Annotated in this window: 13 protein-coding genes; 12 read left to right on the forward strand and 1 reads right to left on the reverse strand. The window is 55.2% G+C overall.

Annotated features, from left to right (window positions below):
- The first annotated feature begins 14 nt into the window (after nucleotides 1-14).
- From QYM46_RS01440 to QYM46_RS01480, 9 genes are all read left to right on the forward strand, one after another.
- Nucleotides 15-902 (forward strand): hypothetical protein, encoded by an 888-nt coding sequence (locus QYM46_RS01440; protein WP_432790461.1) that lies wholly within the window; start codon nucleotides 15-17, stop codon nucleotides 900-902.
- Between the two features lie 337 nt (nucleotides 903-1,239).
- Nucleotides 1,240-2,352, forward strand: coding sequence for a DNA cytosine methyltransferase (locus tag QYM46_RS01445; protein ID WP_432790462.1), 1,113 nt, complete (start codon nucleotides 1,240-1,242; stop codon nucleotides 2,350-2,352).
- Nucleotides 2,353-2,384: 32 nt separating this feature from the next.
- On the forward strand, nucleotides 2,385-3,944 hold the full coding sequence (locus QYM46_RS01450) for a restriction endonuclease FokI C-terminal domain-containing protein (RefSeq protein WP_432790463.1): 1,560 nt from the start codon (nucleotides 2,385-2,387) through the stop codon (nucleotides 3,942-3,944).
- Between the two features lie 453 nt (nucleotides 3,945-4,397).
- On the forward strand, nucleotides 4,398-7,067 hold the full coding sequence (locus QYM46_RS01455; RefSeq protein ID WP_432790464.1) for a Z1 domain-containing protein: 2,670 nt from the start codon (nucleotides 4,398-4,400) through the stop codon (nucleotides 7,065-7,067).
- Complete coding sequence (locus QYM46_RS01460) at nucleotides 7,064-8,050, forward strand: PD-(D/E)XK motif protein (protein WP_432790465.1); 987 nt, start codon at nucleotides 7,064-7,066, stop codon at nucleotides 8,048-8,050. The genes QYM46_RS01455 and QYM46_RS01460 overlap by 4 nt, the downstream gene beginning before the upstream one ends.
- 203 nt (nucleotides 8,051-8,253) lie before the next feature.
- Nucleotides 8,254-9,978 (forward strand): hypothetical protein, encoded by a 1,725-nt coding sequence (locus QYM46_RS01465; RefSeq protein WP_432790467.1) that lies wholly within the window; start codon nucleotides 8,254-8,256, stop codon nucleotides 9,976-9,978.
- Nucleotides 9,979-10,388: 410 nt separating this feature from the next.
- A complete protein-coding gene (locus tag QYM46_RS01470; protein ID WP_432790469.1) occupies nucleotides 10,389-10,847 on the forward strand; it encodes a hypothetical protein in 459 nt (152 codons plus the stop codon).
- A gap of 2 nt (nucleotides 10,848-10,849) precedes the next feature.
- Nucleotides 10,850-11,623 (forward strand): hypothetical protein, encoded by a 774-nt coding sequence (locus tag QYM46_RS01475; RefSeq protein ID WP_432790471.1) that lies wholly within the window; start codon nucleotides 10,850-10,852, stop codon nucleotides 11,621-11,623.
- Nucleotides 11,624-11,702: 79 nt separating this feature from the next.
- On the forward strand, nucleotides 11,703-12,095 hold the full coding sequence (locus tag QYM46_RS01480) for a very short patch repair endonuclease (RefSeq protein WP_432790472.1): 393 nt from the start codon (nucleotides 11,703-11,705) through the stop codon (nucleotides 12,093-12,095).
- Nucleotides 12,096-13,997: 1,902 nt separating this feature from the next.
- Here QYM46_RS01480 and QYM46_RS01485 read toward each other — a convergent pair.
- A complete protein-coding gene (locus tag QYM46_RS01485; RefSeq protein ID WP_432790473.1) occupies nucleotides 13,998-15,047 on the reverse strand; it encodes a DUF2891 family protein in 1,050 nt (349 codons plus the stop codon).
- Nucleotides 15,048-15,553: 506 nt separating this feature from the next.
- Between QYM46_RS01485 and QYM46_RS01490 the strand changes: the two genes are divergently transcribed.
- The 3 genes from QYM46_RS01490 to QYM46_RS01500 all read left to right on the forward strand — a co-directional run bounded on the left by QYM46_RS01490 (nucleotide 15,554) and on the right by QYM46_RS01500 (nucleotide 19,507).
- Nucleotides 15,554-17,140 (forward strand): BCCT family transporter, encoded by a 1,587-nt coding sequence (locus tag QYM46_RS01490; protein WP_432790474.1) that lies wholly within the window; start codon nucleotides 15,554-15,556, stop codon nucleotides 17,138-17,140.
- A 52-nt stretch (nucleotides 17,141-17,192) separates the two neighbouring features.
- Nucleotides 17,193-18,740 (forward strand): histidine ammonia-lyase, encoded by a 1,548-nt coding sequence (hutH, locus tag QYM46_RS01495; RefSeq protein ID WP_432790475.1) that lies wholly within the window; start codon nucleotides 17,193-17,195, stop codon nucleotides 18,738-18,740.
- 443 nt (nucleotides 18,741-19,183) lie between these two features.
- Entirely contained in the window at nucleotides 19,184-19,507 is a 324-nt protein-coding gene (locus tag QYM46_RS01500; protein WP_432790476.1) for a CHY zinc finger protein, read from the forward strand.
- Nucleotides 19,508-19,521 lie beyond the last annotated feature (14 nt).

Genomic DNA, 19,521 nt, shown 5'->3' on the forward strand with positions numbered 1-19,521 from the left:
AAGGAGCCGGTGCCATGGTGGATCTATCTGATGGTATTCCTCGCGACTCTGCAGGATGGATTATTCGACCCGACCCGACAACACGGCCACGGTTGACGGGCGATGAAGCCTTCGCAGGGGTGGGCGGTGCAACTGTGTCGGACTTCTGGAGATTCGCCATGCAAGATCTCCAGATGAACAATACAAGGGGATACCTGGCTGAGTTTCTAGTAGGCAGGGCGCTCGGCATCGAATCAAATCGGGTGGAATGGGATCCGTTCGATCTGCTCTGGCACCCGAATTCGACTGACTCGGTTCGAATCGAAGTGAAAAGCTCGGCATACCTGCAGTCATGGAGACAGCGACAACTTTCCAAACCTTCGTTCTCAGGGTTGAAAGGGAGAGTTCTTAACGAAGAAACCGGCGAATATTCATTCCGGGCCGACTACAACGCCGACGTTTATGTGATGTGTCTTAACGGTCAGATGGACCCGGAGGCTTTCGATCCTCTGGACATAATTCAGTGGAAGTTCTACGTAGTTCCACGACACCGATTGGCAGCGTATAGCTTTGCCAGCGTTGACCTGCGGTGGCTGGAGCGAGAATCCATATCGTCTGTTGATTACAGTTCTCTTCGCGATCAGATAGGCAAGGCATGGTATGTGGAACGAAGAACTACTCGTCGGCCAGTGATCCCTGCCGAAAAGATCGCAATCAGAGAGAACGCAGAGTTCGACGTTCCGATTGAATTCAGCCAAGTGGATGACCGACCGGCGGCGCCTTGTACTTCCTGTGGAGCCGGCACCATTTACGATGCGGCTGAGTTGCATGTTATTCGGTCGACACACGGCTCGTCATTGAAAGGTCACTTCGACACCTATTGTTCAAAGCATCTTGCTGACTGGATCGAAGCCCACCGATGAGTTCGAAATCTCGTTGAGACAATGTTGGGAACTGTCACTGCGCCAGAAGCGGCTTCTCAGATGTGGAGTAGAGGCTCTCACCAAACCTTGACGCAGAACGGTCCGACCGAATGTATATCCTAGAAACGGTGTCCAGATACTCCGCAAAAGCCGTGCCTGCCCATGTCAGTGCCGAGTCATAAGCTCGCAGGTATAAGAAGCTGAGCTGCGCGCAAGACACAACACAGCTAAGATGATCCTGTGTTGAACAGTGCAGTGCGGAGTGTATGAGCACTTCGTGAAGTGCATCCGCGGTGGCGCTACAACATGGTCTAAGGCAGGAAGAAGGGCGTTCGAGATGACGATGCAGATGGAAGATAGCATGGCGACGCATCCGCAAGACGCCTCCGTGAAGACGTTCAGGATGGGCGAGCTGTTTTCAGGCCCGGGAGGGCTTGGTGTGGGCGCACATCTGGCCTCAAATGAGCACGGCAAGATCGTTCATCAATGGGCCACCGATTATGACGAAGATACCTGCCGAACCTACGCATCGAACATTGTCGGAGATGAAGAGTCAAGGTCGGTCGTTCACGCGGATATTCGAAAGCTGGATTACGAAGAGCTTGCGAAGCTCGGGGATATCGACGGTCTCTCATTCGGCTTTCCCTGCAACGATTTCAGCCTCGTTGGAGAGCGGAAAGGATTCGAAGGTGAGTTCGGTCCGCTATACACATACGGAGTCCAGGCGCTTAAACGGTTCCAGCCGGACTGGTTCTTGGCTGAAAACGTGGGTGGAATTCGTGCTGATGGTGGAGCCACGCTTCGCAAGATCTTCCGAGACATGATCGATGCTGGCTACCGGGTCTACCCGCACTACTACAAGTTCGAAGAGTACGGGGTGCCTCAGGCTCGGCATCGCATGATCGTGGTCGGAATCCGCAAAGACATTGATGTTGAGTACAAAGTACCCAGCCCCGAGGTATTTGCCGATTCAGACGTATCTGCCAGCACAGCACTTGCCGGTATCCCGGATTGGGCCGCCAATCAGGAAATGACTCGCCAGTCGCCGAGAGTGATTGAACGACTCAACCACATCCCGGCAGGAGGCAATGCCTGGGTTGCCGACATGCCCGAACACCTAAGAATCAATACGCGGACCAAGCTTTCGTCGATCTATCGTCGGCTGAGCTCGGATAAGCCTGCCTACACTGTCACCGGGTCGGGCGGAGGCGGCACCCACATCTACCATTGGTCAGAGCCCCGGGCTCTCACAAATCGTGAGCGTGCGCGCCTCCAAACGTTCCCCGATTCCTTCGTGTTCAAGGGAAATAAGGAGTCGGTGCGCAAACAGATCGGTATGGCTGTGCCGCCTAAGGGCGCGAAGGTGATCTTCGAAGCTATCCTCAACAGCTTTGCTGGAATCGAGTACCCCTATGTTGAACCGTCCTTGATGAAGTACATTTCGAACTGAGCGGGAGCAGCTGTTCGCGGTAGGGTTCGAGTATGGCGACCAAAGATTATTGGATGCTCTCGCGGCCGCAGCGGAAACTCTACCGTCTGCCTCTGACTGTTTCCGCCCTGAATGAAGCGGCTGGTGAGTCGGGGTGGGGTGGAAATCGTGAGAGCCACCTAGTTTTCGAAGAGATCCTGGAGCGAGAAGAAATCAAACGCCGCGGTGCGCGAAGGGACCGAACTGGTTCAGGAGGACGGACGCACGCGGCACTGGTGCGTAGCCTCGGCCTGGCGTTCAACTCAGACGAAACCGGAAGACTTGAGCTGACTCTAGCTGGCACTGCCTTAGCTGAGGGCGGAAATCCGTCCGCGGTCCTCAAACATCAGGTGATGAAGTTCCAGTACCCATCTGTTTACTCGGTGTCGCGCGGTGTTGATATTTCACCAGCTTTCAAACTTCGACCATTTGTACTGTTGCTCCGTCTTCTTCTTCACCCTGAACTAGGCGGCTATCTTACGAATGATGAAGTCGCGAGAGTGGTGATCTTGAACGGCACCGGCGACACCGAAGCCGACGCTGATCGAGTAGCGGCGGAGGTTAAGAAGTATCGTTCGACAGAAATCAACGAGATCGAGTTTGTAGAGAGATTCGGCAAACGGGGCGATACCTTCGAAAAGCTTGTGGATCGGTTCGGTGACATCGCAAACACGGTATTCAATTGGCTTGAGGTTACGGGCGTGATTGACCGTAGGTCGGGCGAGGTCGAGCTAGCCCCGAGTGGTGGGGATGAAGCTGCCAAATTGGTTGAAGAATATGGGCGAGCCAAACTAATTCCCAACCCCGAGGATGAGGACAGGTTCCAGCGGTCGTATGGACTCCCTCCGGGAAAGTCGAAGGACACAAGAAATCTGAGCGGCGCTAAGGGCATCACACGTGGCGAGTTTGTGCGCCGTCAGGTGACTACGAAATTAACCAGAATGTCAGAGCAGGAACTGCTTGTCGACGGTGCGACTTCGGACATTGTCACGCGGCTCGTCGATGAGACCGGATTTGGTCACTCTGAGGTTGAGAAAGCTGCTAAAAAGGTGCTCGGGACAGATCGGACACTGGATAATTTTCTATACAGCTACCAGTCGCTGCCTCACTCCTCGGCCAAAGATGCTCCCCGGAAGTTCGAACAGGCTACCGCCGAGCTCTTTCGGCGGGTTTTCAAGCTGGATGCGGAGTGCGTCGGACAAGCCGGGCGTGAGCCAGACGTCGTAGTCACTATGCCTGGAGAGTGGCGAGGAATCGTCGATACTAAGGCCTATAGTGGCGACTACTCGCTTCCGTCGTCTCACGAGCGGGCTATGCGTGAATATGTGGAAACCTACCGTGCAATGCCTGGAGGCCCGCTGAGGTTCTGGGTCTTCATTGCTGTTTCTGTTTCGAAAGGTGCAAAACACCGGGTTCGGCAGTTGGCCGACCTGCTTGACAGCCCTGGTTCTGTGATCGGAATGTTGGCCTGGATTGAAATGATTCGGCTTGCCCAGAAGGGCAAGATCGACGCTGAGCGCATGGCGGAGCTCTTTGCGTCAACAAGCGAATTGACCGTGGAAGATATGCGCTAAGTCGTACCGCTTGCGAATAGCGTTCCGTCGGGCGCACTGAGAAATCTTTGTCGTTGATCGAGGTCAAATCTGTCCCGATGCCGATTGCTGACGTACTTCCGCCCAGGCCGTTGCAAACAGGTCGAGGTCAGCTTGATGCAGATCGCAAATGACTTCTACCTGACTCGACCGTCGGCGATCTGTCGATCGGACTGCTTCCCAAAGTGTTTTGACTTGAGGGCTCGGTTCCGAAGCCCTCTGCAGTTCTTGTGCCAAACGATGAAGTCCCTGCAGAAGAAGAACTATCTGGTAGAACTACGTCTCAAGCCCGTCGTGAGTCCGCAATGTACGCCGAACAACAATGTCTGTGGTTCGCGCTAATGTTGGTTTAAACATGTCTGCATCGGGGCCAACAGTTTGAGCTGGCGTCCGCGGTCGGTTGCAGTCAGGATCCGTCGTTCCCTAGGAGCATTGATGAGCCAAGAGCCTTCGCCGATTGAAATCGTATTCAACAAGTATCTTCAGACGATGTCTCGCGATGATGCGAGGAAGAAGACGAAGGTAACGATGGAAGCGTTTCCCGGGATCGATGAAGAGCTAGAGGCGATTGAGCGAGAACACGAAGAGAAAGTTCTGACTCGCACGAAGTTGACAGAGGTCGGTACGGCAAGACGAAGAGATCTTCGTGAATTGGGCTGGTACTCGGGAGCACCAGAGGACGGCGTGTGGGCTAAGTTGCGGAGTCGAATGGCGGTTGGCGGTCTTGCTGGTGCGGTTGAATCGATTGACCGGTCTACCGAAGAAATCGTCGCGTCCTTGGCGGAACCACGAGTCGACGAAGACAACAGACTCGGACTAGTGATCGGAAATGTGCAGTCCGGAAAGACTGCGAACTATTCAGCGGTCATTGCAAAGGCTCTAGATAGCGGATACAAGTTCGTACTCGTCTTGTCAGGCGTGCACAACAATCTGCGTAGGCAGACGCAAGTCCGCCTTGATAGCGACCTCGGCATTTTCGAAGATCGGCAAGCTTGGTATCGTCTCACTGACTCTGAAGGCGATTTTGGTGATGCGCACACTGGCAACGCCAGTTCCATCGTGGCGAACCATGGGCAAATCCTAGCTGTGGTGAAGAAGAACAGCCACCGGCTCAAAAAGGTAATGGAATTTCTTCGCAGCCTTGACTTCGCAACCAAACGTGACACACCGTTCCTCATCATCGACGACGAATCGGATCAGGCGACTCCTGATGCGTCTGCGAAGATCGGTGACGAACCGACCGCCATCAATCTCCTGATGCGGCAGATATGGGCTGAAGTTCGAAATGGTACCTACGTTGGGTATACCGCCACTCCATTTGCCAACGTATTCATGGACCCCAATGTCCCCGAGGGTGCATTGCCGGAACTCTATCCACGGGATTTCATCCACGTCATGCCGACTCCTGCGAACTACTTCGGTGCGGAGAGAATCTTTGGCCTGCACGATGTCGAAGATGAAGCGCGTGACGCCGAAACTCCGGATGTGATTCGGCCGATCACCAAAGACGAAGTTCGTGAGCTCGTACCTAGTGGCAAGGCTGTTGAGGGGTTCCAGCCGAATATCACCAAGTCGCTGGGAGAGGCGATCCGGTGGTTCATAGTCGCATGCGCGGTCCGCCGTATCCGAGGACAGCAGAAGAAGCATTCAACGATGCTGATCCATACGACTCCCCGGACGGATCCGCACTTTGCCACTCGCGACGCCGTGGAAGAGTATCTCGAACCACTTCGGAAAGCGTCGCTCAATGGTGATGTGGAGCGATTCAAAGATGTGTTTGAGGCCGAAATCAACAAAGCTGCATCACTATACGACGGTGACGGGCTGGCTCCGACATGGCCTCGTATCAGTGACGAGATTCCGAATGTTCTGCGCTATCTGCGTACTATCGTTGACAACGGTCGTGAGGACGACAGCGAACGCCTTTCGTATTCGCATGAGCCTCAGACGGTGATCGTTATCGGCGGCAGCACCTTGTCGCGGGGATTGACGTTGGAGGGCCTTTTCGTTTCATATTTCACGCGGACCTCCAATACTTACGACACATTGCTTCAAATGGGGCGCTGGTTCGGGTATCGCGGAGGGTACGAGGACCTACAGCGCATCTGGGTTAGTCCGCGACTCGATGAGGACTACCGGTTCTTGGCGACTGTCGAGTCGGATCTGCGTAGTGAAATCGCTCGAATGACGCAGGCGGGAATGACACCGGCGGAAATCGGCGTGCGAGTGCGGTTGCACCCGGGTCGTCTGCAAGTGACGAGTTCGGCCAAACAGAAGCACGCCTTGGAGGCAGAAGTCGATTTTGAAGGCTACCGCCTGCAGACCACGGAGTTTGATTTCTCAAGTCCGGAGCAATCACTGAAGAATGCACAATCGGCGGAAGCCCTTCTGCAACGGCTTCAACCCTTCAGATCATTGTCAGTGCCGACTTTGTTTGAAGACGTCCCGATCGAAGAGCTCGAAAAATTCTTCTCGGAGTTTGAAGTCCATGAGAAGAATCAGTCAGTATTCTCCGATGCCGTCAAGTGGTCGAGCGAGAAGCTTCCTGAGAAGCATTGGAATGTAGTCGTGCCCAGCGAGGGGAAGGGCGTCGATGGGCTAAATGTTGCTGGGACGAAGGTTGGTTCAATCCGGCGCTCTCCGATCAATAAGCAAGATGAAGAGCTGCACGACTCAGAATCGATCAATATCCGTGCATTGATGTCCGGCAAGGATGTCATCCTCGATCTGCGCCTTCAGGACAAGTTGCCGCGAAACGCGACACTTGCGCAACTCAACAACGCGGCCCAGTACAACTGGCGGAAAGACAGAGAAGGTGGCGATGGCCGTGGCCTGCTCATTCTGTATCCGATCAGCCGGTTCTCTGAATCAACCTCGAAAGACAGAATGCCGATGAGTTCGGCACTGAAAGCCATAAACCCGTCTCTTGTAGAGGATGGTCTTCCTCCGATAGTAGGCATGGCTGTCGTGGCACCATTTGATTCCAGGAATGAACTCGAGACTAAGGGCAGTACGATCGCGGTTCGTCCCATCTTCGATGATGCTGAGGATCTTGATGAACCTCTTGTAGAAGACACCGAACGAGATTTCAAAGGCGACGTATGAACTCGACGAAAGAGATCTTCCACGCAGCGATTCGTGACGGGTCGGCGCTGGTCGTCGGTGAAGCGTCAGTCCTGCTCGCAGATTCGGATGGCTTGCGTCGTACATGGCTTGGCTATCAAGAGGGAGAATTCGCAGCCGCCTATTTCACGACGGACAGTGAACGCGACATCAGCTACTCGGTCAGCCAGGTGATCAGTGTCCAAAGCGTTGAAATTCGCGACGAGGTGTCGGGCCGCACCACCCGAGCATTGAAAGTGGTCTGCCATGAGCCGCGTCTGGATGATGTCTTCTTCGTATTCATCGAAGAAGTGCGTTCGGCACTCGGTAGAGAATCTGAAGTGATCGATGTGGTTAACGCGGCTGCTTCAGGCTGGCGCCGTTTGCTGCACGTGGCAACGACAGAATTGTCAGAGGCTACGGCCGCGGGTATCTACGGTGAGCTTCGTTTTCTCGAAGACGCCATCGAGGAACTCGGCTCATCGGCGATCGAATTGTGGCAACGTACTGCGCAGGATATCCACGACTTCACAGGCGACTCGGCACGAGTCGAAGTGAAGACCTCCGCGTTTCAAGATCGATCCGCGGTAACGGTCCACGGTCTGCGTCAGTTGCAACCGCCTAAGACCGGATCATTGACATTAGCAGTGGCCGAGATCCAACGGCACGGGACTGACTCGATTGAGCTTGCGACTGAACGTCTCAGAGCCTTAGGTGCAGACCATCAAGTTCTAACCGGCAAGCTGCGCGACGCGGGATATGTTGAAGGTATGCCCGGTTCAGACAAGTTCTCATTCAGCCTGCTGTCCTGGCGGTTCTGGGAGATAGACCAACATTCCCCGGTGCTGAACCGATCAGCGTTGCATGAACAGGTCGCCGACGCAGTCTCGTCGCTGTCCTATTCGCTGAATCTTGGGTCCCTAAGGGACTCGGATCTCTTCTTCGATTTCACCCGACTTGCTTCGAAAGGAGCGGGGCCAAAATGACGTTCTCTGCGCTGAAACGATATTCAAAGCCAAGGGGTGCAGGGGATCAGACTAGTGGTGGGCGCGGTAAGCTGCTTCGACCCACCAGCGCGCTTTCGAGGTTGGAGCTTCTCGTACGGGAGACTCTTCAGAACTCATGGGATGCGCGAGACAAGGAATGGACCCCTGCATACGGTGTTCGGGTCTACCGGCTGGATAACGAAGTGAAACAGATTCTCCGAGAGAATGTCTTCACTGACCTCCCCGACTCGCTCTCTGATCTTTTAGACTGTCTTCGATCTCCGGACGTTCATGCGATCGAGATTTTCGACCGAGGCACTGTGGGGTTGAATGGGCCCTATCGTGCCTCCGAGGTTGCTCGAGACGGCGAAAAGAACAACTTCAACTCCTTCGTCTTCGACATCGGTTCGACAAAATCGTCGGGGCGGTCTGGAGGGACATTTGGATTCGGCAAGACCGCAAGTTTCGAAATTTCGAGCGCGCATAGTGTCGTCTATTGGTCACGATGCCTCACACAAAATGGTGAAGCTGAGCATCGGCTCATCGCGTGTGCATTGCACGACGAATATGAAGAAGACAATGCAAGATACACAGGAGCTCACTGGTGGGGCGACCCCGACGACGATGACATAGTCCCGCTCCGTGGAGACGAAGCCGCGGCAATCGGCGAGCGGATATTTCGAACCCACTTCGGCGATACTGACGAGGGCGAACCGGAAACAGGGACGTCAATCCTCATTCTCGACCCGGTGATCACTGTCGGTATCGATGATGATCTTGATGCGCGAGTGCCAGTTCGAACCGAAGAGCACGCGGAAGCTTTGATCCGACAAGTGTCGGATGCTGTTGCGCATAGCGCGTGGCCGAAGGTGGTCCCGAACGGCGAAGAGTCGCGGCCAATGATCGTCAAGCTCTTTGAGAATCGCGCTGAGAAGCCCGTCGTTGATTTAGCGCTGTCTGAGTACGGGCACTTTGCGTCCGCTCTCAATTCAATCCGACAGGTGCAGGGCCAATTGAAGAATGACTATGAGGCGTCACTCCCGATTGGCACTGTGCGTTCGCAATGCTTTCCGATCACTCTGAGCCCACGAGGTCCGATGCGATCGAAGAAGAAGGAACTGTTTGGGGAGCAGACAGGCAATACGATCGGTCATCTCTTTCTGATCGAGAGCGCAGTGCTTGACGCTCAAAGTGAGAGTTCCGCGCCGAAGAACGCTCTCTGTCTGATGCGGTCCGAAGCTGAACTTGTGGTGAATTACGACCCCATAGTTGAGACTGAGAGTAGTGTTCTCCAATGGCATGGAGTTTTCAAACCGACCCCGCAGTGCGATGACCATTTCTCCGCGTCAGAACCACCGACTCACGATAGATGGACACCCGACGCCACAGACAGCGAAGCATCACGCTATGTGGTTCGACGTGCTCTGGACCTGATTCGTGCGAAGACGAAGGCGTTTCTCAGTGAGAACCATGCTCAGCCCAAGGAGCAAGAGCAGTCGGTCAGAAAGGTAGCGTTGGGGCTTCGTGGTTTCGTTCCGCTGGGCTTGCCCCCGGAGGATGAGACAGTCCGCGATTCACCACGCCGGAAAGCCCGACAATCCGGAGGAGCCAAGAAGAGCCGTGGAACTGAAGCTACAATCGTCCGATCGATGTCGTTGCCAAACGGAGGCGGCCAAGTCATTGACGTGCGTCCCGCAGACAAAGAAGGTCGTCAAGTAACTCTAAGTGCCGAGGTATTCGCGATCACGTCGGACGGAAGACTGGGGCTTGGTGACGACGAACTGTCAATCATATGGCGCTCCGGAGGCAAGCTATTGGAGGTCGGCGCGGATTGCGTTGTACCCCCGGGAGAAGAAGTGCAGCTGCGCTTGCATACTCGTGCACCAGCGGCCCTCGAAGTCGCAATCAAGGCTGAGGCGGAGGCATGAGTAAACAGCGGCTGTTCCCCTATCCTCGATTGGGCGCGAGTGATCTCGACTGGACCGCCTGGACTCTGAGACTTAACGGAGGCCAGGTCTCGCAGTCGACAATCGCTGACGACTGGGACTCTAACGCAGAGCTCACAGTGGGTATTTCAGTTCGCGTTGGATCCAGCCAGCTGGGCAACCTCGCAGTCCGTAATCCTAGACTGGTATTGACTGTAAATTGTCCGAGCACAGCATACTCAGCGTCGATAGACGCACAGCTCCAGCTCGGACAGTCGTCGATGACGGCAGAGGCTGAACTGCAGTTAGACGGTAGAGTCGTTTCTCAAGTCCTCACTGTGAGTACCCACGTTATCGGAGAGGACTCTTCGCACTCGTGGCTCCGCAGACGAATTATCGCTGAAGGGCCGACCTTGAGGTTGCCGCTCGACACTGAATTGGATGGGTTTCCGACGTCGAGCTACTCGTTCGACAAAGAAGGAATGCCTGCGGCTCCTTGGCGATTGGTCGTATCTGCCGATGAGTTGGAAGCGCCGTTCGCGCATTCGATCCGACTAGAGCTGAATGAAGATTTTGCTCCAGTGCGGAAGCTGATTAGTGGCAACCCTGATCCGCATGTGGTCCGTGAACTCGATGCTGCGATTGTGCGAGTTCTCATTGCGACGGCTACGCGTCTGTCTTCGACCATTGCGGATCAGAAGTCTGTCGAAGAGGTGGCCGCCGAGTATCCAGAATCTGTCGTTGCCGCGGCACAGCGGGCTGCAGAGCATTATCTGCAGATGTCTCTTTCCGCCGCAGTCAAGTCGTATCGGCTGACCCCTGAGCAGCACGAATACGAAGTCGTTGCTGGAACCAATCTTCTGAAGGACTGACCATGAAGAGCAACATGCTCTACCCTCGAGTTGATGCCAAAGAGGCAAATCGTATCCGGCTTAAGTTCGTCGAGAACTTCGACAGCGGCATTGAGTTCAGCGAAGCCGCTTTCGACACCGCGCTAAACGGTCCCCGGACCTTTCCTCCGACCGGAGGCGTCCGAATCGGAGAAGCCTCACTACGAGAACTGCGTCAAGTATGCATTGAGTCACTGGACATGCCCCCAACCAGTTCAAATTTGTCGGCGACTGCATTTTTTGACATGGCAATGGGCAGGGTCCTTTATCAAGCTGGAGAAAAATCAAGAGGAGAATTCGGCGATCCACACGTTTGGGATTTCCTGACTCTGATATTGTTGCCGGATCTCGCTGCCAAGCGAATGGCTATGGGAAGCTCGTCGAGAGCCAAGGCGCAGTCGTTTCAGGCGAGAGTAACTGGCGGAGCCCGCCGACATGTCTTTCAGCGTCTCTGGAAACGGTGGATCATCTTCGGCCCAGAAATTGTTGAAGATGGAAGACTTACAGAAGACGACTACGGTGTGATCATCGAACATATTGTCACCAATCGACCGCGGCTAGCGCAGAAAGTTGCTGGCGCGATCCTGGAATCAGGCTACTCAGGGCAAGTAAGACGCGAATATTCGCACATATTCATGCGAAGACTTCAGCAGACTTCCGGGGTGGTGCAGTTGCCTGAGGACGACCATGAGTACTTGCGCGATGTTGTTGATGCAATACATACACAAACTGTTGAGGCACTGGAACGAAATAAATGAGTTGCGTTGACCCACTCGACAGCTAGGGGAAGATTGAATGGCCGGGTCATGGGCATCATCTGACCACGCGCGGCGCACGATGCAAGCGAACAAGCGACGGGACACAAAGCCTGAGCTGACGTTGCGTTCGATCCTGCACTCTCGTGGGTTGCGATTCCGTGTGGATTGCTCTCCGATCAAAGGAGTTCGGTCACGCGCCGACATAGTCTTCTCCAAAGCAAAGATCGTCGTGTTCGTCGACGGTTGCTTCTGGCACGGGTGTCCTCTGCACTTCATATCGCCCAAAACGAACGCCGACTATTGGTCTGCAAAGATCGCAAAGAACAAAGGCCGTGACCTAAGAGTTGATCGTGTTATGTCTCAGGCAGGTTGGATCGTAATTCATATTTGGGAGCACGATGATCCTGCAGTGGCAGCGGACTTAGTTGAGCGTGCGTGGAGAAGACGGACCAACAGGCGATATTCGAATTGACTTGGAGCGTAAACACTGACGAGGCAAGTGGCGATCATCGGCCTATCGCCTAATTGGAGTCGTGGTGTCGGGAAAGCCAGCTATGCGCGATTGGAATTTGGGTTCTCCAGCGATTTGGTTGGATTTTGATTAATGATTCGCAAAAGTGGTTCAGCTGCCGGCTACTTGTTACGGCCAGTTCGGTAGCCTCTTACTGGCACAACGTTTCCGTGTCGTATTTGGAAATAGCTGCGCGTGTCGTGTGCCTTACGTGAGATCATTTTGTGCTGTTTGGATTGAATCTTGACTGCTCTCTTCACTTCACTCACTGACACTGATTCGTTGCAGAGATATGTAACTGACCACTGACTGCGCTTGAACCGCATGGTTGCCACTTCCGCGTCGATTCGGGCTGTGGTTGTTCGTAATCGATCAGTCCGCGCGAAAAGGTAGGCGAACAATGCGGATGTCGCGGCTTCCCAGGTTCTGGACTCAAACTGTTGAGAATGGCGAAGGGCTATAGTCACTTCGGACGCTCCAGGCGCTGAGTCCAAAGTTCGGAAAGAGGCCAGCAGGTCATTTTCGCGGACAGTAACTTTTGCACCCAACACCGTAGCTGTTGAGGTGCCGATTCTAACCTTTACTCCCCAGCCGAAGGCGATGTACCACTCCTCGTGGATTGATAGACCCGCGGCGAGGAACTTTGCGTCCACGGTCAGTCGACCGTGACTTGATTCGTCAATGAAACTCTGGAGGGCTGATATCCCCGATCGCCGGACGACTACCATTGCAGATGGCCTGACGTGGGTGAGCTGTGTAGGTAACGCTGGTTCGGCCAAGTCGCGAGAAAGACTGGACGACGATTCGTGAGAGCTCGGTTCTGACTTCGGTAGCGACTCTTCTGGCTGCGTAGTTCTCGGCGAGGAATCTAATGTTTCAACAACATCGGCAGCAGCAGTTGCATCAACTGACTGTTGATCTGTGCAGTTGCCCCAAGAATCGTTGTTTGTCAGGGGCACGGACTGGCAGATCTGTCCCGGGTGCCTGCGTCTGAAGGACTCGATAATTTCCGGAGTCAGTTGCCCAGAAGAATCATTCAAGAGAAGCCGATCAGCGCGTATCAGCAATGTGGCAGCGTCGGGCGGTGCAGATATCCCCAACAGATCAAGCACTCGGAGCCTGTGCCGGAATAGTCGAAGTTCGGATTGACTATCGCCAAAAGGTTCAGCAATCAAACATTGATAGATGGTACGACGGACCTCCCCTCTCTGCCAGTTCGCCCTAGACAGCCTTGTCAAAAGAAACTCACCGTCAACTCGCAATGAGGAGAACAATGTGGGGTACCTGGACTCTTCTGCCAGGCCCCAATAGGTTCTTCGAAGTTTGCGGGTAACTGCAAGTGGGACTTGTGATGTGCTGGAATTGGCGATCGAATTGACCCAGCTCCCGACTGACCAATCATGACACTTTGTGGAAAAATGCAGATCGATCGCTTCTTCAACGTTCAATTCGGGGTAGCGGAACCACAGATAGTCCCATGAATCAATGTCTCGGGAGTCGATGGAGACTTCTATTACGAAGTTCCGATAACTTTCGGCCGTAGCGTGTCCGCGAAGCCAGCAGGGAACCGATGTGTCCACTTCGCTCCATTCACCGACTCTCAATTTTGATGCTGATTTGTCTAGATTATCTTTGCACCCGGAGCTGACACGGCTTGCTTCATGGACAGAATGGGCTTATTGACGTAGTCAGGCTTCTCGAGCAGGGCCTGTGCGCACCGCTGGTGATGACCGGTGCTGCGACATGCAACGAGACAGTCGATTGAAATGGCGTCTATTTGTATGAGGCCATGCGGTAAGCACGGTCGAATGATTGAGGAATAGATTCGGGGAGGATTTGAGCTTCGTAGTCTTGAGGCTCTTCTCAGGAGCGCACGGTGTTGCCTAGGCAGGCCGCTTCCCATGCGAACGTCGCGATCCAGTGGGAAGACACGTACTCATCGGAGACTGCGGCTTCGAGGCCAGGCGCCATCAGCGAATCGACTCGCGTGAGCATGCCCTTGGCTTGGGTCAGAAGCTCGTCATGACTGGACTTTTCCGCGATCGCCTCTAACTTCGGGGCCAAGCGCATCACCGATGCCGCGACCGAGAGTCCCAAGCCGTAAAGATGGCTCTGCTGACCGTCGGTCGGGTCGAGGACCTTCACGTGAGTGAGAGCTGGTGATTCGGGGGACAGTTCCGAGAGGAACTCGGGCAGCCATGACGCGAGCTCATCCTCGGTGAGGATCTCAGCCAAGAGGTCGGCTTCACATAGGCCAGGGGACAGGAAGTCGTGACCGCTGCGCTCCTGTACGAAGTTCCACGCGGCATCCTCGGCATAAAAGCGCCGCGCCGCACCTGCGATGACATCGACGACGTCATCGCGGCCAGCCGTCCGAGCGCCGATGAGGATCCGCCGCAGACCGAAGGCCGTATTCGAGTGCACTCCATGCCGAACTGGCGCGGCCACCTTGGGCAGCCACGCGGACACAAGGTCGAAGACGGTATCTGCGAGCACTTGGGTGTTCGCGCTGAGCGCACGCAGCTCGTCAACCTCGCTGGCATTGACCACCCGATTGAGCTCTACCGCCCACGCCCAGCCATACGGCCGCTCCCACGAAGGATTCTCACGGAGGAAAGCCGCCTCGGCGAGCATATTCTCCTCGCTCAGGTGTGAAGAGAGAACTTCAATCGCACGTTCGCGCCAACTGGCTCTTTGAGCCTCCTTGGTCTCCAGCAGCGACGCCAATAGGTAGTGCATGTGCACGCTCGAGTGCCAGTCATAGGAATTCCCGAATGCCGGATGCTTCTCCACCGCGGGCACGATGTCGGCCAAACTCCGCGCCAGATGATGGGAAGCGTACGGGTACTCACGGGTGATGTTGCTCAGCGCCACCTCGGCGAAGGGGTGCACGAAATCTGCAGGTTGCGACATGGATCCTCATCGGCTCGGGGTCTCCACATTACCCGCAATCAGTGCGGCTCAGTGATCCCCTTGCCTACACTGCGTCCGGTCGACTGCCCGTCCTCCACCACATGTTCGCCACTGCCGAAGACGCCGTCGATTCCGCGCGGAGCCAGCGTTGGTTGAGTGTGAACGTGGCATTGTCCGTGGCTTTCTCCGGATCGAACAGCACTAGGCCAGCAATATAACCGAACTGCCTTTCTGTCCCTCCGTCATGCACACAAGGCGGCAGGAGCGTGGAGAGTATTAGGCTCGAAACCTTATGCGGACTTTAAGAACGGCTATAGCCTGTCCGACATGTCGGACATATTTCTGCGTCGATGGATTGTGAGCCAGATGGTGACCTGCCAGCATGGCCGGAGGCCTTTCCAGCACCACTGTTCGCATCAGCAACTGAGTGACCAAGGACGGTACAGAACTGCTGCCATCCCGGTGCTGACGATTGGTCACAATTGATGGACAATCCACCGGAGTCAATGATGAACAATAAGAAATTGCGGTGGGGAGTGTTCGCCCCGATGGCGGTCCTCCTGGTCGCCACCGCGGTCCTGGGTATCGCAGCCCCTCAATGGTTCTACAACATACAGTCGGCAGTAGTGGGATTCGCCTTCACAAACTTCGGCTGGCTATTCAGTTTGACCGTGTTCGTATTGATCTTCGTCTGTCTGTATGTGGGCTTTTCGAAGTACGGAAAGATAAGAATTGGTGGCGACGAGGCCAAACCGACTTTGTCGAAATGGCAATGGTTCGCGATCTCTCTGACCAGCGGCATCGGCACCGGAATCCTGTTCTGGGGGACGGCTGAACCGCTGACCCATTTCATGGACCCGCCGAATGCGCTCGGGCTGGAGTCAGGATCGGAGCAGGCAGCAACCTTTTCGATTGCGGCCGTGACGATGCAGTGGACGGTCGCCCCATATGCCTTGTATGTCATCTGCGGAATCGCAATCGGATACGCACATTACAACAAGGGCATGCCCTACGCAGTCAGCTCTGCGCTGTACCCCATCTTCGGAAGGCGGGCACTTGGGGGCCTCGGAACCGTCGTCGACAATGTCTGCATGTTCGCCATTGCGGGTGCCATGTCTGCGATCCTTGGGGAAGGGGTGCTGCAGATCGGCAGCGGCGTTTCGCACTATACGGACATCGTCAATGGCCCCACTCTGTGGGCGGCCATCGCCATTCTCATCACCATTACCTACATTCTGTCGAGCTACACCGGCCTCCAAAAAGGAATCAAGTTCCTCGCGGAGCAGAACACCCGGCTTTTCCTCTTGCTTCTGGTCTTCGTGCTTGTAGTGGGTCCGACCGCCTACATCATGACCATTGGTACGCAAGGCACCGGAAAGTACCTTTCTGACTTCGCGGAGATGCATCTGTGGTTCAGCCCAATGGACGGCGAATCATGGCCCCGTGATTGGCCGATCTTCGAATGGGCTCTCTGGGGTGCCAACGCCCCTTTGATCGGAATGTTCATCGCTCGAGTGTCATATGGTCGCACGATCCGTGAGTTCGTCACGATCAACCTTCTGCTGCCGGCCGCATTCGGAGCTTTCTGGTTCTGGGTGTTCGGCGGTGCGGCCATGTACTTCGATTGGAAGGGAGATGGCAAGCTTTGGGACATCATCAACGGTGAGGGCGGTGTGCCGCTGTCATTGTTCGCATTCTTGGACGAGCTTCCGCTGTCACTGCTCTTCGGCACCCTCATGTTGATTGCGATCTTCATTTCGTTCACCACCCTGGCAGATTCGCTGACCACGACCATGTCGTCATTGACCACAACCGGCAACGATCTCAAGAATCCGGAGCCCCCGGCCATGGTGAAGATGTTCTGGGGTGGATTGATCGGCCTTTTGGCAGTTCTCACTGTGACGGCCGGTACCGGAGGAGAGATTTCGGGCATCGACGCAGTCAAACAGACTGCGACCTTAGCAGGATTCCCGGTCTTATTCCTGATCATCCTCATTTCGTTCTGCGCCGCTAAATACCTTCGCTCGGATGCGAAGGTTATAGATGCTGTCGAGGAAGATGACAGGTCCGAAACATCTCAACTGGAGAGTTGATTCGGTTCACGTTTTCGTCGTGATACCCATAGCAGTCGTAAAGGCATTTTGAGTGAAGGAGCACGAAATCAACTCGCAAGAATATGTGACCATCAGACCAGATGGGTTCGGTGTCGATGACCTGCATCGTATCGCCCGACGTCGTCACCATGTGTACATTTCTGACGATTCGCGCAGAGAGATTCGGGAGTCCCGGCGAGTCGTCGACGATCTGCTGCGCCAGAACGCAATTGTCTATGGAATTACGACCGGTGTCGGCGATAACAGTAAGATCCGAATCGGCCCCGAAGAATCTGCTCAGCTGCAGCTGAGTCTTGTCCGCAGTCACGCCAGTGGAGTGGGAGAGCCTCTCTCCGCGGACGAAACACGTGCCGTAATGGCCATGATGGTCAGGAACCTATCGCTGGGGTACTCCGGGATCAGGGAAGAAGTCGTGGACTTGCTTCTCAATATGTTGAATGGGGATGTATTACCGCGAGTCCCTCGAAAGGGCTCGCTCGGGTACCTGTCGTACCAGGCTCACATCGCGTCTGTTCTGATCGGTGAAGGGGTCGCCAGGGTGGACGGGTCAGAGCTCCCTGGCGCCGAGGCACTCGAACGGCGAGGGCTGAGACCGATTGCCTTGCAAGCGAAAGAGGGGCTGAGCCTGCTAAACGGCACCTGCGACATGGTTGCGCTCGGAGGGCTTGCCGTCCATGATGCCCTGTCGCTTCTGAAATCGGCCGACATCTCAAGCGCCGTCTCTGTCGAGGGGCTTCGCGGGAATCTCACCGCGTTCGACGCTCGCATAGGCGCGGTGAAGAAGCACAAGGGCGTCGGAGCTACAGCCGCGAATTTGCGAACAATGTTAGCGGGAAGCAGCTTGGGCGAAGCGAATTCGCAGGACAAGGTGCAAGACGCTTTGAGCGTGAGGTCTATCCCGCAGGTCCACGGCGCTGCTAAGGACATGACTCGATTCGTCAAGTCTGTGATCGAGGACGAAATGAACTCAGCGACCGATAACCCATTGGTATTCACTGAGGACGAGATGTCTCTGTCGTCGTCGAACTGTCATGGTGAGTCAGTGGCGATGGCTTTGGACTTGCTCGCTATAGCTCTCACAGAGCTGTCCAGTATTTCGGAGCGGCGAACATTCAGGCTGACATCTGCGCATCACAGTGGGCTTCCTCCATTCTTATCACCGAACCCGGGGACTGATTCGGGGTACATGATTCCTCAGTACACTGCTGCTGCCTTGGTCTCTGATAACAAGCGGTTGGCACAGCCTGCCTCAGTGGATTCCATCCCGTCGGCAGCAGGTCAAGAGGACCACGTGAGCATGGGCACATCTTCCGCGCTCAAGAGTCTGGAAGTGGTCGAGAACGTTTCTCAGGTGATCGCCATCGAGCTTCTGTGCGCTTGCCAGGCAGTGGAGTTCATTTCTTCTGACTCCATCGGTCGAGGCGTGGCTGCTGCTTACGACTCGATTCGCGCGATAGTTCCGAGGCTCAAGAACGATCGACCGGTTCACAGCGATATCGAGGCGATACATTCAATGATCGTCAGTGAAGAGATCGTCGATGCTGTGGAGCTGGTCGGGAGCACTTTGCGCACGGTCTGATTCACATCGCGACTGAGACACGGAGCTACCCAGTCTCCCGGGCGAATGTCCCACTGAGGTATTCGTTCCAGGTGATATGAGGACGTCGACTCTAGTCACCACTCTCTTCGTTTGGTTGGCAAAATCACCACCGTCGTGCACCTCTCTGATGTGCCGCAACTGCGGTGCCAATCTCGTGACTGATGTTGGCGCCGACAGCCCCCAGACCGGAAAGGCAACTCTGGGTGGTACAAAGCCGGCGAAATTCTTGATCACATGATGGGCCGCAAACGGGTAGTCGCGCGTGATGTTGGCCAAGCCCTGCACAGCGAATGAACAAATGAATTCTTCGAGGAGGTCAAGGATCATCTTCAACAGGTGGATGTCCCATCTATTCGGACGGACCTCGAGGACCGCTAGGCTGGAAGTGCGGCGAATAGAGCGCGGGAAGAAGGGAAGCTGCGGTGTCCGAGGTCCGGGTCTATGGCAAGATCGTCGACGATCACACCAGGTGCGTCCACTACGCCACCGAGCTCGACATCATCGCGATCCGCTTCGCCTGCTGCGACCGCTACTATCCCTGCCACCTGTGCCACTCGGAGACGGCGGACCATCCCGCACAGCAGTGGCCACGCGAGCAGTGGGATCGTCCTGCGATCCTGTGCGGGAACTGCTGGAGCGAACTGACGATCAGCGCCTACAAAGCAACCGATGAATGCCCGGAATGCGCGGCGCAGTTCAATCCACGCTGTGCGGCGCATTCGGATCTCTATTTTGCCGGTCAGTGAAGAATCCTGGCGGT

It is taken from the genome of Brevibacterium sp. K11IcPPYGO002 (assembly GCF_050920635.1).
In the GTDB taxonomy this organism is placed as follows: Bacteria; Actinomycetota; Actinomycetes; order Actinomycetales; family Brevibacteriaceae; genus Brevibacterium.